This is a genomic window from Bacillus sp. 1A (assembly GCF_052682215.1).
Map to the genome: position 1 here is coordinate 2954364 of NZ_JBQYLZ010000001.1, position 14133 is coordinate 2968496.

The 14133-nt window shown below is 35.9% G+C and carries 16 protein-coding genes; 12 read left to right on the top strand and 4 right to left on the bottom strand.

Annotation, left to right across the window (positions count from 1 at the left end):
• Positions 1-93: 93 nt before the first annotated feature.
• Entirely contained in the window at positions 94-1743 is a 1650-nt protein-coding gene (locus ACUN0F_RS15025) for an ABC transporter ATP-binding protein (RefSeq protein ID WP_445539612.1), read from the top strand.
• A 23-nt stretch (positions 1744-1766) separates the two neighbouring features.
• Here ACUN0F_RS15025 and ACUN0F_RS15030 read toward each other — a convergent pair whose 3' ends face one another.
• The gene (locus tag ACUN0F_RS15030) at positions 1767-2024 is read right to left on the bottom strand and encodes a hypothetical protein (protein ID WP_445539613.1); all 258 of its coding nucleotides are present in this window, start codon (positions 2022-2024) and stop codon (positions 1767-1769) included.
• A 248-nt stretch (positions 2025-2272) separates the two neighbouring features.
• Here ACUN0F_RS15030 and ACUN0F_RS15035 point away from each other — a divergent pair, with 248 nt between their 5' ends.
• The 4 genes from ACUN0F_RS15035 to sspN all read left to right on the top strand — a co-directional run bounded on the left by ACUN0F_RS15035 (position 2273) and on the right by sspN (position 4375).
• Positions 2273-2848, top strand: coding sequence for a redoxin domain-containing protein (locus ACUN0F_RS15035; protein WP_445539614.1), 576 nt, complete (start codon positions 2273-2275; stop codon positions 2846-2848).
• 115 nt (positions 2849-2963) lie between these two features.
• Positions 2964-3911 carry a 3'-5' exonuclease gene (locus ACUN0F_RS15040; protein ID WP_445539615.1) on the top strand — a complete coding sequence of 316 codons (948 nt, stop codon included), beginning with the start codon at positions 2964-2966 and terminating at the stop codon, positions 3909-3911.
• Positions 3912-4053: 142 nt separating this feature from the next.
• Positions 4054-4197 (top strand): FbpB family small basic protein, encoded by a 144-nt coding sequence (locus ACUN0F_RS15045; protein ID WP_001254698.1) that lies wholly within the window; start codon positions 4054-4056, stop codon positions 4195-4197.
• 43 nt (positions 4198-4240) lie between these two features.
• Positions 4241-4375 carry an acid-soluble spore protein SspN gene (gene sspN, locus ACUN0F_RS15050; protein ID WP_000527987.1) on the top strand — a complete coding sequence of 45 codons (135 nt, stop codon included), beginning with the start codon at positions 4241-4243 and terminating at the stop codon, positions 4373-4375.
• 67 nt (positions 4376-4442) lie between these two features.
• Here the strand turns inward: sspN and ACUN0F_RS15055 are convergent, their stop codons facing one another.
• Complete coding sequence (locus ACUN0F_RS15055; RefSeq protein WP_445539616.1) at positions 4443-5735, bottom strand: glycosyl hydrolase family 18 protein; 1293 nt, start codon at positions 5733-5735, stop codon at positions 4443-4445.
• Between the two features lie 316 nt (positions 5736-6051).
• On the opposite strand from ACUN0F_RS15055, the gene ACUN0F_RS15060 reads away from it, so the two are divergent.
• Together ACUN0F_RS15060 and ACUN0F_RS15065 are read left to right on the top strand one after the other, a co-directional pair.
• Complete coding sequence (locus tag ACUN0F_RS15060) at positions 6052-7170, top strand: RNA-guided endonuclease InsQ/TnpB family protein (protein ID WP_264461969.1); 1119 nt, start codon at positions 6052-6054, stop codon at positions 7168-7170.
• Positions 7171-7335: 165 nt separating this feature from the next.
• Positions 7336-7755 carry an acyl-CoA thioesterase gene (locus tag ACUN0F_RS15065; RefSeq protein ID WP_445539617.1) on the top strand — a complete coding sequence of 140 codons (420 nt, stop codon included), beginning with the start codon at positions 7336-7338 and terminating at the stop codon, positions 7753-7755.
• A 27-nt stretch (positions 7756-7782) separates the two neighbouring features.
• Here ACUN0F_RS15065 and ACUN0F_RS15070 read toward each other — a convergent pair whose 3' ends face one another.
• The gene (locus ACUN0F_RS15070; RefSeq protein ID WP_264461971.1) at positions 7783-8073 is read right to left on the bottom strand and encodes a HesB/YadR/YfhF family protein; all 291 of its coding nucleotides are present in this window, start codon (positions 8071-8073) and stop codon (positions 7783-7785) included.
• A 108-nt stretch (positions 8074-8181) separates the two neighbouring features.
• Positions 8182-8778 (bottom strand): glycerol-3-phosphate 1-O-acyltransferase PlsY, encoded by a 597-nt coding sequence (gene plsY / locus ACUN0F_RS15075; RefSeq protein ID WP_000258967.1) that lies wholly within the window; start codon positions 8776-8778, stop codon positions 8182-8184.
• Positions 8779-9003: 225 nt separating this feature from the next.
• Here plsY and ACUN0F_RS15080 point away from each other — a divergent pair, with 225 nt between their 5' ends.
• From ACUN0F_RS15080 to ACUN0F_RS15100, 5 genes are all read left to right on the top strand, one after another.
• A complete protein-coding gene (locus ACUN0F_RS15080; protein WP_264461972.1) occupies positions 9004-10860 on the top strand; it encodes an anaerobic ribonucleoside triphosphate reductase in 1857 nt (618 codons plus the stop codon).
• Entirely contained in the window at positions 10857-11309 is a 453-nt protein-coding gene (gene nrdG, locus ACUN0F_RS15085) for an anaerobic ribonucleoside-triphosphate reductase activating protein (protein WP_000867059.1), read from the top strand. The genes ACUN0F_RS15080 and nrdG overlap by 4 nt, the downstream gene beginning before the upstream one ends.
• Before the next feature lie 18 nt (positions 11310-11327).
• Positions 11328-12005: a response regulator transcription factor gene (locus ACUN0F_RS15090; protein WP_001044675.1), complete on the top strand. Its 678-nt coding sequence runs from the start codon at positions 11328-11330 to the stop codon at positions 12003-12005.
• Positions 12006-12208: 203 nt separating this feature from the next.
• Positions 12209-13450 carry a S1C family serine protease gene (locus ACUN0F_RS15095; RefSeq protein WP_000542631.1) on the top strand — a complete coding sequence of 414 codons (1242 nt, stop codon included), beginning with the start codon at positions 12209-12211 and terminating at the stop codon, positions 13448-13450.
• 79 nt (positions 13451-13529) lie between these two features.
• Positions 13530-13943: a CoA-binding protein gene (locus ACUN0F_RS15100; protein ID WP_046954573.1), complete on the top strand. Its 414-nt coding sequence runs from the start codon at positions 13530-13532 to the stop codon at positions 13941-13943.
• The last annotated feature ends 190 nt before the right edge of the window (positions 13944-14133 follow it).

Sequence of the window (14133 nt, forward strand, 5' to 3'; positions counted from 1 at the left end):
GCTAACAACTGTTAGCTTCCTTATTTTATGGAAAGGGATGAAACCATTTGGTTTCATCCCTTTCTTTTTACTATAAAAACTGGGGGAAACGTCATGAAAGAATATAAAAGAATATTGTTACCGTTACAGAAAGAAAAATTATTAGTAATAGCAGCTGTATGTAGTGGATGCTTTGCTGCTATTTTAAATTTATCTCGTCCACTATTCATGGGATTAATTGTAGATAACCTTATTCAACGAGAGTTAAAGGAGGCGTATCTTTACATTACTTTGTTTGCAGTTAGCCGCTTGTTGATGTGGGTGAACAATCTTTCATTTGATTATGTAAGTTCAAAAGCTAGTCAGCGAATATTACGAGAGAAACGTATAGATGTATTGCGTCATTTCTTCTCATTACCGTTTGAAGAGAGTGAGAAGATTAAGGGAGGAGAGTTAGAGACGTTAGTTGTGTCTGATATTCCGAACTGGGTCAGATTATATGGATCTATATTAATAGAATATATACACGCTATTGCCCAATTTATTGGCGCAATCATAGCACTACAACATATAGATATACAGTTCATATTGTGGGTAGCTCCGTTTTTATTTTTAAGTGCAACGGTTCCGATGGTGATGGGGAAAAAGGTAAGAAATATCGCAAGCATTGCTCAAAACAATCAATCAAGTGTTGTAGAGATGGTGTCACAGTTTGTAAAAGGAGCACAAGATTTACGAAGTCTACAAAAAGAAAAATGGGCCATTCATTTATTTAAAGAAGTAACGACACAATCTTATAAAACAGAAGTAAAGAAGACGATGATGCAACACTGCATTGGAGTAGTTGGAACAGTGATTGAAACAGGAGCATATATCGTTGTTCTCATTATAGGCACGCAAAAAATAATGAGGGGGGAAATGGAAGTCGGTTCAATTGTTGCAGTGTTAGCCACAATTGAAATGCTCTTTTTTCCAGTCCGCTATGTGGGTGATTTATTAATGATGACACAAGTTGCAGTCGCTTCGGCAAATAGAGTTTTTTCCTTTTTAGATAAACGAGTAGCAGATAGTAATCTAGAAAGGGCGATGGGGATGACGGTAACAAATGTTTCATTTCAGGAGAGTGATGAAGAGAAATGTAGGATAAAAAACATTGATTTGCAAATTAATCCTGGTGAACTCGTTATGATTGTGGGAGAAAGTGGTGCAGGAAAGACGACACTTTTAAAATTAATGATAGGGTTGTATAAACCATCTAACGGTAACATTGTTTATTATGGTAATGAGGCTCGTATGACGACAGTGTGGCAAGAACCTCGTTTCTTTCGGACGACAGTAAAAGAGAATATGTATTTCGGGGGAAAGTATCTAGAAAATCAGTTAGAAAAAAATATGGAACTTGTAAATGTGAAACCGATTATTAGTGATTTACCTAGGGGGATTGAAACTGTACTACATAAAAGCGGGGAAGAGTTTTCTGGAGGGGAAAGAAAACGTCTTGCATTATTACGCGCTATTGGTTCAAATCCGAATCTTATTATTTTAGATGAACCGACTGCGGGATTAGATCCGGGCAATCAAGAAACTGTTTGGAATATGATAGAAGGATTAGGAAGAGGGGTCACGAGAATTGTGGCAACACATGATGTAGAGAAAGCGATACTAGCAGATCGTGTTGTTATAATGAGAGAAGGAAGTATTGTTGCATGTGGAAGTCCTGAAAAATTAATAAATAGTCATTCGTTTTTACAGAGATATGAATAAAGATAAGAGCACTGCTCTTATCTTTATTCAGCATCATTTATTTGATACTCGATAGATTCGGAGTGATTCAGATCAACGTTAAAAGTAGCAGTCATAAGGAGAGTTGTAATTCCGAGAATTAAGAAAAGGAAGAATGAGACTAGAGAGACGTAGAGACAAATACGCCCTATTTTCTTTTTTTCAAGATCTTTACTAAAGAGTGAAATGATCCAGGTAATAATACCGACTGGGTATAAAAGAAAACTAAGAATATATAATGTTGTTTTTTCGAATGAATTCATACACAATCCCCCTTTTGTTGAAGGTTATATAAGAAAGTAAAAAGGTGAATGGGTCCATAAGAAGATAAGCAACACGTCATCTGTTTTTCTAATTATATGATAAAAAGGAAAAAATTACACTTTAAATAAGAATATTCTAATTATTTCGACTGTGAATATTTCCAAGCTTGTCCGTATAAGCTAAAATAAGGTATATAGTATTTTGGTGATTAAGTTATAACAAGATAAACACGTTAGGGTGATATAAAATGTGGCGGAAGCTTACGATTATTGGAGTGTTACTTTGTTTAGCGGGATATGCAGCTTATGAACAGTTTGGTAAAAACAATCAGGCGGTACAAGGGGAGCAAGAAAAAAGTGAAGCTGCTATGAAAGAGATGATTGCAAGTAATGGTATTGAAATAGGGAAGAGTGCACCAGACTTTGCATTAACGAAGTTAGATGGAACGAATGTAAAGTTATCGGATTTAAAAGGAAAGAAAGTAATTTTAAACTTTTGGGCAACGTGGTGTGGACCTTGCCAGCAAGAAATGCCTGATATGGAAGCTTTCTATAAAGAACATAAAGAAAACGTAGAAATTTTAGCAATAAATTATACGCCTTCAGAAAAGGGCGGGGGAGTAGAAAAGGTAAGCAACTTTGTGAAAGAAAAAGGAATTACTTTTCCTATTTTATTGGACAAGAACATTGATGTGACAACAGCGTATAAAGTAATTACGATTCCAACTTCGTATTTTATAGATACGAAAGGTGTCATTCAAGATAAGTTTATTGGACCGATGACGCAAAAAGAGATGGAGAAACGGATTGCTAAATTAAAATAACGGTGAAAAGGTAGAGGTGGAAAGTTACCATTTCTGCCTTTTCTTTTTCACGTAGTGATAGCAGCATGTTATGATAAAAGAAATATAAACGTTTAGAGGTAAAGGAGTGTTTGGAGTGGGGAATATATCCTTACCGTTAGATTATGTTGTAATTGATTTTGAAACAACAGGATTTAACCCTTATAATGATAAAATTATTCAAGTCGCAGCAGTGAAATATCATAATCATGAACTAGTAGATCAATTTGTTTCCTATGTGAATCCAGAGCGTTCAATTCCGGACCGAATAACGAGTTTAACAGGTATTACAAATTATCGTGTTTCAGATGCACCGACGATTGAAGAAGTATTACCTTTATTTTTAGCATTTTTACATACAAATGTAATTGTCGCTCATAATGCATCTTTTGATATGCGTTTTTTGAAAAGTAATGTAAGTATGCTTGGTTTACCGGAACCTCAAAATAAAGTAATTGATACTGTGTTTTTAGCAAAGAAATATATGAAGCACGCGCCTAATCATAAACTTGAAACGTTAAAGCGAATGCTTGGAATTCGTTTAAGTTCTCATAATGCATTTGATGATTGTATTACTTGTGCAGCTGTTTATCAAAAATGTGCATCTATTGAAGCAGGGGAAAAAAGAAAATCGAATACGGAAGTACTTGATGAAACAGCAGTATATGAGGCGGTAAAAAAGATACTTGTACGCAATAAACGTGATATCGAATGGGTTCGTTGCATGAATGTAGGAAGTTATTTAGATATAAAAGCTTTTTATCCAGTTATGAGAATAAAAGTAAAAGGGCGAAAGAAATACGTATTAACAGAGATATTAGAAGATGATGTGAAAGGAATATGTACGAGTTTAAATTGTGAACCCGCGTTAAAAAGTGAAGTTGGTAATACGAGAATTATGCTTAATAGCTTAGAGGATGTCCTGAAATTAGAAAGTTATATTTTAGGACAGTATGATTTCGTACTGCAAGCGCTAAGTGAGTATAAACAAAGTGAAATGAATGCAGATGAAAAGCTAAAAGAATATTTAAATATAATGGTATAAAAAACTCCGTGTACAAGAAGTTGTACACGGAGTTTTTTTTAGGAGTACTAAAACATAAAATTTTCTTGCAAATCTGATTAAAGAGTTTTTCATTTGCTCATACTATGTATAGTAAGAATGCGAAGGAGAGAGGGTGAACAGCATGAGAAGAAGTCGCCGTAAATCATTTGACGAACTTGTGAAAGAAAATAAACAACAATTATTAAGTGATCGTGATGCAATCGATCGCATTGAAGAGCGTATTGAAAAACGTTATGAAATGCAACTTTTTAAGCAAGCTGAATAATTCTTAACACTAGTACGATACTAGTGTTAAGGAGGCGATAGTAATGGGTAATCCGAAAAAGAATTCAAAAGACTTTGCACCGAATCATATTGGAACACAATCAAAAAAAGCTGGTGGCAATAAAGGAAAGCAAATGCAAGACCAAACAGGCAAACAACCGATTGTTGATAACGGTTAAAAAGGGAGAATGTTGTCATTCTTCTTTTTGTGACGGATTTTTAATAGTCAAAAAGGGCTGACTTATGTCAGCCCTTTTTCGTAATCGTAAAATTTTCAACGAGTAAACGCCAATTTTGCGGGAATGGTAAGCCAATCTTCCAGTAACTAATACCGCCTATACCTTGTTCTTTCATTAAATTGAATTTGCTTTGAACAGACCGTGAATCTTCAAACCAAACTTCGTGTTGAACACCATTTTCATCAAAATAATTAAAATGAGGAGCTTGAGCTGTGAAATCATAGCGGATGGGGACATTGTATTTACGAGCTAGTGCGACAGCTGCGACAGAGCTAATTGCTTTTGCAGGCGGATTGCCTTGTTTGAACGGAAGTTTCCAATCGAATCCGTATAAGTTTTGCCCCATCATAATTTTTTGGGGAGGCATTTGAGATTTTGCGTATTGAAGTACTTCTTTTACAGGACCGATAGGAGAAATAGCCATCGGTGGCCCGCCTTGCCAACCCCAGTCATATGTCATAATGACGACGAAATCAACAATTTGTCCTTGTGCTTTATAATCGTGAGCTTCGAAAAATTTTCCCTTTTGATTTGAACTTGTTTTCGGTACAAGCGTTGTACTCAATGTGTATCCGTTAGGTAAGCGTGTTTTTACATTTCGTAAAAAACGATTATACGCTTCGCGATCTTCAGGTGCTACACTCTCGAAATCAAAATGAATGTCTCGCATACCGTACTTCTCAGCTGTTTGTAAAATGTTAGTAATAAATTTGTTTTGAATCGATGCATCGCGTAAAATAACCGATGTCAGATCGGCACTGAAATTTCCATTTTCAATATTTGCAATAACGAGCATCGGGATGGTTTTGCCTTGCGTTGCAATATTAGCGATTTTAGCTGTTTCAGTTGGTTCTTTTAACGTACCATCTCTTTTTGCCTCGAAACTGAAGTAAGCCAAATATGTTAAAAATGGATTAATGGCACGCGTAGCGTTAACCAAACTTTCTTTTATTGGTATTGTTGAAGGTTGTAAATAAGCGATGGATTCTACTGCGCGTTTTGTCCCTTTTGGTATATATAATTGCTGTCCAACATGAAGAATGGACTTTAAAGATAAGTTATTAACCTTAGCTAAACTAGCGAGAGGTACGTTATATGTTTGAGAGATTCGATATAGGCTATCGCCAGGCTGTACATAATAATTATTCCCTTTCGTATTAACGATCAGTGCCTGACCTACAACGAGTGTTTCAGCTGGATTTAGTCCATTGTCCTTTACTATTTCGTCAGGTGTTGATCCGTACTTTGATGCCAAGCTATATACGCTATCACCGCTACGAACAGTTACAATTTGAATCATATGCTTGCTCCTTTCAGTAAAAGATTCACTGTTTTTATTTTATTTTTGATGTCACTGTATTATGATTAAATGTATGCAAGGTAGCAGAAGTGAAAGAAGGGAAGAAACAGTTAGTGTATATCTACAAAAATATATAATTAGTGATAAAATATTTGTAGATGAAAAATTGTCGCCGGGGTAAAGTAGTTTCATGGGATGAAAAATATGAAAGTATATTCAATTGGTGATTTTGCAAAAAGGCAGGTAGGATAGAACAAACTAGTTGCCATCTTCAAGCGAAAATAAGCTAAGAAGATGGTTAAGGGGTTGCTGGAAAATGATGCTTGCGAAGAAAGTGAGAATCAAGCCGAATAAAGAACAAGAATTGCAACTTTGGAAATCTGTTGGTACGGCAAGATGGGCTTATAATTGGACACTGGCGAAGCAAGAAGAGAATTACAAGAATGGCGGAGAGTTCATATCAGACGTTTTTTTACGGAAAGAATTAACTGTATTAAAGCAGACTGAAGAATATGCTTGGTTGTACAATGTTTCAAATAATATAGCCAAACAAGCGATTAAAGATGCTTGTGAAGCATATAAGCGATTTTTCAAGGGACTGGCTGATAAACCACGATTCAAAAGCAGAAGGAAAGCAAAACTCTCTTTTTACAATGATAATGTCAAGTTAAAAGTAAAAGAAAAACAAGTTTTGATTGAGAAAGTTGGTTGGGTAAAAACATCCGAAAAGTTACCGGTAGGGGTTAAGTACTCTAATCCACGCGTTAGCTTTGATGGTAAGTATTGGTATTTGTCTGTCGGTATTGAACAGGAGTTTACAAAAGAGAAGTTAACGGCTGTTTCGTTAGGAATAGATATTGGAATCAAAGAATTAGCATATTGTTCTGATGGGCAGAGGAAGAACAATATCAACAAAACAAAAATGGTAAGACAGGCAGAGAAACGCCTTCGTAGGTTGCAACGTCAAGTTTCTCGTAAATATGAAATGAATAAGGAGGGAAACCGTTTTGTCAAAACAAGCAACATTATAAAAATCGAGAAAGAGATACGACAGCTACATAGAAGGTTATCAAATATCAGAAAGAATCATCTTCATCAATCCACGAGCGAAATTGTGAAAACCAAGCCATTTCGCATTGTGATGGAGACGTTGCATATGAAAGGTCTGATGAAGAATAGACACCTAGCTAAAGCGATTGCGAAGCAGTGTTTATATGAGTTCAAAAGACAAATTCAATACAAGTGTGAAAAATATGGTATTGAATTTGTAGAAGCTGATACATGGTATCCTTCTTCAAAAATGTGTTCCAGTTGTGGAAGCATCAACAAAGAACTAAAACTTTCTGACCGTGTATACAAATGCACTTGTGGTCACGAAATGGATAGGGATTTAAATGCGGCTATCAATTTGTCACGGTATGAATTAGCCAGTTAACATCTAAAAAAAGTTACGGCTAATATGTAGGATTCGTTGTATCCGAATTTACGCCCTCGGAGTGTTACATCAAACGAAAGTAGCTTCTGTGAAATCGGACACGTAGAACAGGGAAATAAACAAAATTTATAGATTTTTATAAGTTTATGGCAACGGCGAATACATATGTTTGTAGCAGAACATGAAGTTGAAATCCGTTATGCGGAAACAGATCAAATGGGTGTTGTTTACCATTCAAACTATTTGGTATGGCTTGAGCTAGGCCGTACGAAACTTATACAAGATTTAGGATTTTCATATGTTGAAATGGAGAAAGAGGGAATTATTTCTCCTGTGTTAGATTTGCAAATTTCATATCGTAAAGCGATGCGTTACGGAGAAAAAGCAATTGTGAAAACGTGGATTGATACTGTGAGTCCGCTTCGCGTTGTATATGGTTATGAAATATATAACGGTGAAGGTGAACTTTGTATTACTGCAAGTACAACGAATATTTGTGCGAAAAAAGAAGGATTTCGCCCTGTATCATTTAAAAAGTTCTATCCTGAGTGGTATGCGAAATATGAGGAAATTAAGAAAAAATAAAAAAAGCGTGGCGGAAGCCACGTTTTTTTATTTTTCATAATTAAATTGCGGGAAATCGTCCCCATCGTTAAATGTAACGACTAAATTATGTCCATCGAAGAACCACTCATCATCGCTTTCAATAAAGAAGTTAATATCTTCTTCTTGAATTTGAACAGCAGGATGTGCAGGATCATCTTTACGAATACCTAAAGAAAGTCCTTTTTGCACAGTACTGCACCCGCCGTATTGTACGAAAAGGCGTAGTGTTTCACCCGATTGTAAGTTTAATTCGTTTTTATACCATTGTGCTGCTTCTTTTGTTACGGAAAGATTCATGTATAGTTCCTCCAAATTATGTTGCTTTTTCTTTAGTATAAAAAATAACGCAAAAAGACGCTATTAATATGCTTCACGTTTTCTTTTTGCGTTATGTGGGTTACGATCTTATTTTTGCTTTTTTGAAAAGTTTGCTTTCGGTTCAGTTTTATTTATAATTCGTCCGATATTTGCACGGTGTTTATAAATAACCATACCTGCTAATAAACACATCGCAATAATGAAGATTTTATCCCCGCTAACAATGGATGCAATAACAGCAACGACGGCTGTTACCATAGAAGAAAGTGATACGTATCTTGTTGTAAATAAAAGGCTGAAAAAGACAACAGCTAATATTGCAAAAACAACTGGAGAGTAGCATAATAGCACGCCAGCAGAAGTTGCAACAGCTTTACCACCACGGAATTTCGCGAAAATCGGATACACATGTCCAAGAACAGCTGCTAATCCGAACCAGAGCGGGTGAACATCTAATCCGAAAATAATCGGTAGACTTGTTGCTAATGTACCTTTTAAAATGTCAGCAATTGTAACGATAAAACCTGCTTTTTTCCCTAGTGTGCGGAATGTATTTGTTCCGCCTAGATTACCGCTTCCGTGCTCACGAATATCGATTCCGTAGCCGATTTTTCCAACGACTAGTGCGAATGGAATCGAGCCAAGTAAGTAGGCAACGATAAATAAAAGATATGTAGTAACCATAAGTTCAGTCTCCTTTATTCAAATGTGTTGATAAAGGGTAAAAAGAGTTTTTCCCGTATATTGTACCATACATTTGTAAAGAGCACATTTCTTTTTTGTAAATGAAAAATTCATTATTTCGTGAAAAAAATTTCACAGGAATGTTACATTTCTCACAGAAACACCAAGACTATATGTAGTAACATTTTAATCAAAAGACAACAACATATTGGTGGAGGGTTATAAATGTTACAACGAAATGTACGTGGAGAAGAATTAATGAGAGTGTTTGAGACGATTGTCCACGGTAGTGAGCAAGATTTAATGCAAGAAAATGCAAATGTAGATGGCCGCTCTCCGATGGGAGTAATGGGAACGTTCGCATCAGAGAGTGCGAAATATTATGCAGTTGAAAATTTATTGTCAGATCAAGTGAAAAAAGCGATAAATCAAAATATATTATATCCACATGACTTAGATTTTTATGCGACAGGAACGACGACTTGTTCGCAAATTCCGTTAGCGCAAATGCTTGCGAACGGTTTTCATACCGGGCATGGGCATATGAGACAACCGCAGGACATTAAAAGTGCATTGGCTCTTTCGTCTATTATTTTTCAGGCGAATCAAAATATGCAGCACGGTGGTCAATCATTTGCACTCTTTGATATTGATTTAGCTCCATATGTGAGAAAAACAGTAGCGAGACATAAGAAACGATTAGAGTCATATCCGCTTACGAAAGAACAAATAGAAGAATTTGCATGGAAAGAAACAGAAAATGATACGTATCAGGCGTGTGAAGCTTTCGTTCATAATTCAAATAGTATGCACAGTAGGGGCGGGGGACAAGTACCGTTTATTTCTATTAATTATGGAACAGACACATCAAAAGAGGGACGGTTATTAGTTAGACAACTTTTAAAAGCGACACAAGCTGGTCTTGGTAAAGGAGAAACACCAATTTTTCCGATTCAAATTTTTAAAATGAAAAAAGGTGTGAACTTTGAAGAATGTGATCCGAACTATGATTTATTTGAATTAGCGTTAGAGACAACGGCTGAACGATTATTCCCTAACTTTTCATTTTTAGATGCGTCATTTAATGCAGTGCATTATGACGGAAGACCGGAAAGTGAAGTATGTTACATGGGATGTCGTACCCGTGTTATGTCTAACATACATGGAGAAGAAACGGCGATTGGAAGAGGGAATTTATCATTTACGTCTATTAACTTAGTGAAATTAGCGTTAATTAGTGGTTCAAAAGAAGCGTTTTTTGAAGCGTTAAACTATTACTTAGATTTAGGAATTAAGCAATTATTAGAACGATTTGAGTATCAATGTACGAAGCGAGCAAGAGATTTTCGATTTTTATATTCACAAGGTGTATGGCGCGGTGGAGAAAAGTTACAGCCTGAAGATTCTGTAGCATCCATTTTAAAGCAAGGGACGTTAAGTCTTGGTTTTATCGGTCTTGCGGAGTGCTTAGTAGCTTTAACAGGAAAGCATCATGGAGAAGATGAAGAATCATGGAAACTCGGGTATGAAATCATTTCCTTTATGAGAGATAAAATGGATAAAGCGACGGAAGAACATGAACTGAATTTCTCAGTAATTGCAACTCCTGCAGAAGGGTTATCAGGGAAGTTTGTGAAAAAAGATAGGGAAGAATTTGGTGTAATTAGCGGTATAACGAACCATAATTATTATACGAATTCATTCCATATTCCAGTTTATTATAACATTCAAGCGATAAATAAAATTCGTTTAGAAGGACCTTTCCATGCCCTATGTAACGGGGGACATATTACGTACATTGAACTAGACGGAGCAGCTATGCATAACAAACAGGCGTTAAAACAAATTGTACGAGCGATGGCAGAACATGGCGTTGGGTACGGTTCAATTAATCATCCTGTTGATCGTTGTAAGTGCTGCAGTTATCACGGAGTTATTGGTAATGAATGTCCAAGCTGCGGAAATGAAGATGAGGCCAATATAGAAAGAATTCGACGTATAACAGGTTATCTTGTAGGAGATATGTCGAAGTGGAATAGTGCGAAACGTAGTGAAGAGATGGATCGGGTGAAGCATAAATGAAAGTGATGAACATCATTCATGATAGTGTAGTAGATGGGGAAGGATTGCGGACAGTCGTGTTTTTTGCGGGCTGTCCGCATCGTTGTTTCGGTTGCCATAATCCGAAATCGTGGAATATTTGTAATGGAACTGAAATGACAGTAGAAGAAATTATGAAAGAGATTGCAAGTAATACATTAACTGATGTAACATTTTCAGGTGGAGATCCATTTTTTCAAGCTGCTGAAGTGAAAAAAGTAGCAAAAGCTGTGAAAGGCTTGAAAAAAAATCTTTGGATGTATACAGGTTATACGTTAGAAGAGATACAGAGTTCTCAAAATAATGATATGATAGAGTTGTTACATTATGGGGATGTTTTAGTCGATGGAAGATTTGAAATCGAGAAAAAAGATTTAACACTTCCATTTCGCGGAAGCTCCAATCAACGTATTATTCGATTGAAAGAGTAAAAAGGCGGGATAGATGATATGAATAAAACAGTATTACTTGTTGAAGATGAAAGAAGATTACGTGAAATTGTTAGTGATTATTTTCGTAATGAAGGCTTTGAAGTAATCGAAGCAGAAGACGGAAAAATAGCGTTAGAATTATTTGCAGAGCATGAAATTGATTTAATTATGTTAGATATAATGTTACCAGAAATAGATGGATGGTCTGTTTGTAGACGAATTAGAAAAGAGTCAGCAGTACCAATCATTATGTTGACAGCACGTTCGGATGAGGATGATACATTACTAGGGTTCGAATTAGGTGCAGATGAGTATGTAACGAAACCTTTCAGCCCGAAAGTGTTAGTAGCTCGTGCGAAGACGTTATTGAAACGTGCGGATGGTGTGGTAGGAGTAGCGGAAGAAAATGCTATGTCTTTAGCTGGAATAGAAGTGAATCGTCTATCTAGAACCGTTTTAGTAGATGGAGAAGAAATTATATTGACACATAAGGAATTTGAACTTCTTGTTTATTTAATGGAGAACAAAGGAATTGTGTTGTCACGTCAACATTTATTAGATCAGTTATGGGGATATGATTACTACGGTGATGACCGAACGGTTGATACTCATATTAAAAAACTACGAAATAAGCTAGGAGATAAAGCGAAGCATATCGGTACTGTTATTCGAGTGGGTTATAAATTTGAAGAATAAACTTTAATTTATTATGCACTTTGGCTTTGGGATATAGCAAATTTATACTCTCTTTTGTAGGTGGAATGTACAAAAAATACTTTTCTTGTCTACAATGATAGATAAGAGTATTTTTTTAATTGGATTTCACGATGAGTTCACAAGAAGGACACAAACTGTGACTATACTGAAAGTACGAATTCACCAGAGAGGGGAAATAAAACATGGGATATTACGACGGACCGAATTTAAATGAAGAGCATAGTGAAACGAGAGAAGTGAGAAAATCAGGCGGCAAAAAAGGTTATTTTTTCACAGGTTTAGTCGGAGCAGTAGTTGGAGCTGTTTCAATTAGTTTTGCGGCACCATATATGCCATGGGCTCAAAATAATGGAGCGGCTGTATCATCATTCAGTTCGGATTCAAAAGTTGAAGGTACTGTAGTTCCTGTTGTTAATAAAGCAAAAAATGAAACTGATTTACCTGGTATGATTGAAGGCGCGAAAGATGTTGTTGTAGGTGTGATTAATATGCAACAAAGCATTGATCCATTTGCAATGCAACCGACAGGCCAAGAACAACAAGCTGGTTCAGGATCAGGTGTTATTTATAAAAAAGCAGGAAATAAAGCATATATTGTAACAAATAATCACGTAGTAGATGGAGCAAATAAACTTGCTGTAAAACTAAGTGATGGTAAAAAGGTAGATGCAAAGCTTGTAGGGAAAGACCCTTGGTTAGATTTAGCGGTTGTAGAAATTGATGGATCTAATGTAAATAAAATTGCCACTTTAGGTGATTCAAGTAAACTTCGTGCGGGTGAAAAAGCGATTGCAATCGGTAACCCACTAGGGTTTGATGGAAGTGTAACAGAAGGTATTATTAGTAGTAAAGAACGTGAAATTCCAGTAGATATTGATGGCGATAAGCGTGCAGATTGGAATGCTCAAGTTATTCAAACAGATGCAGCGATTAACCCAGGTAATAGTGGTGGTGCGTTATTTAACCAAAACGGTGAAATAATTGGGATTAATTCAAGTAAAATTGCACAACAAGAAGTTGAAGGAATTGGATTTGCTATTCCAATTAATATTGCAAAGCCAGTTATTGAATCACTTGAAAAAGACGGAGTAGTGAAACGTCCCGCTCTTGGAGTAGGTGTCGTTTCATTAGAAGATGTGCAAGCTTATGCAGTAAATCAATTGAAGGTACCGAAAGAAGTAACAAACGGCGTTGTATTAGGTAAAATTTATCCAATATCACCTGCAGAAAAAGCTGGTTTAGAGCAATATGATATTGTAGTATCATTAGATGATCAAAAAGTAGAAAATTCACTTCAATTCCGTAAATATTTATATGAAAAGAAAAAAGTAGGCGAGAAAGTGGAAGTTACATTCTACCGTAACGGTCAAAAAATGACGAAAACAGCTACTTTAGCAGATAATTCAGCTACAAAGAATCAATAATTGAAATAAAAGAAAGTCTCTTTCATATTGAAAGAGACTTTCTTTATCGGCTATACTAAAGGAATAGGAGGGATAGATTATGACAATTGAAAACCCAACTCGTACGGAAATTGGTGAAGTATTAAAGAAAAGCAAAACGATTGCAGTTGTTGGATTATCGGATAAGCCAGAACGTACATCGTATATGGTTTCAAAAGCAATGCAAGATGCTGGGTATCGTATTATTCCAGTGAACCCAACAGTAGATGAGGTGCTTGGAGAAAAAGCAGTTGCTTCACTAAAGGATATTAAGGAACATGTTGACATTGTAAATGTATTCCGCCGTTCAGAATTTTTAATGGATGTTGCGAAAGAGTTTGTAGAGATTGATGCAGATGTTTTTTGGGCACAATTAGGAGTAAAAGATGAAGATACATATAAACTGTTAAAAGAAAAAGGCTATACTGTAATAATGGATCGTTGCATTAAAGTAGAACATGCGATGACAAAATAGTATAGGTTTTAAAGAGAGAAAGATTGATTCAGCCCTCTTTATAAATAAGTAGGGCCGATGAACGAGGTGTTCATCATGAGATTTTTTAAAGGCTGTTTTTGGGGATTGTTACTCGTTATCCCATTTTGGATATTGATCATTTGGATCATGATAAAGGTTTGGAATGTATAATCTTGGCATACATATCCAT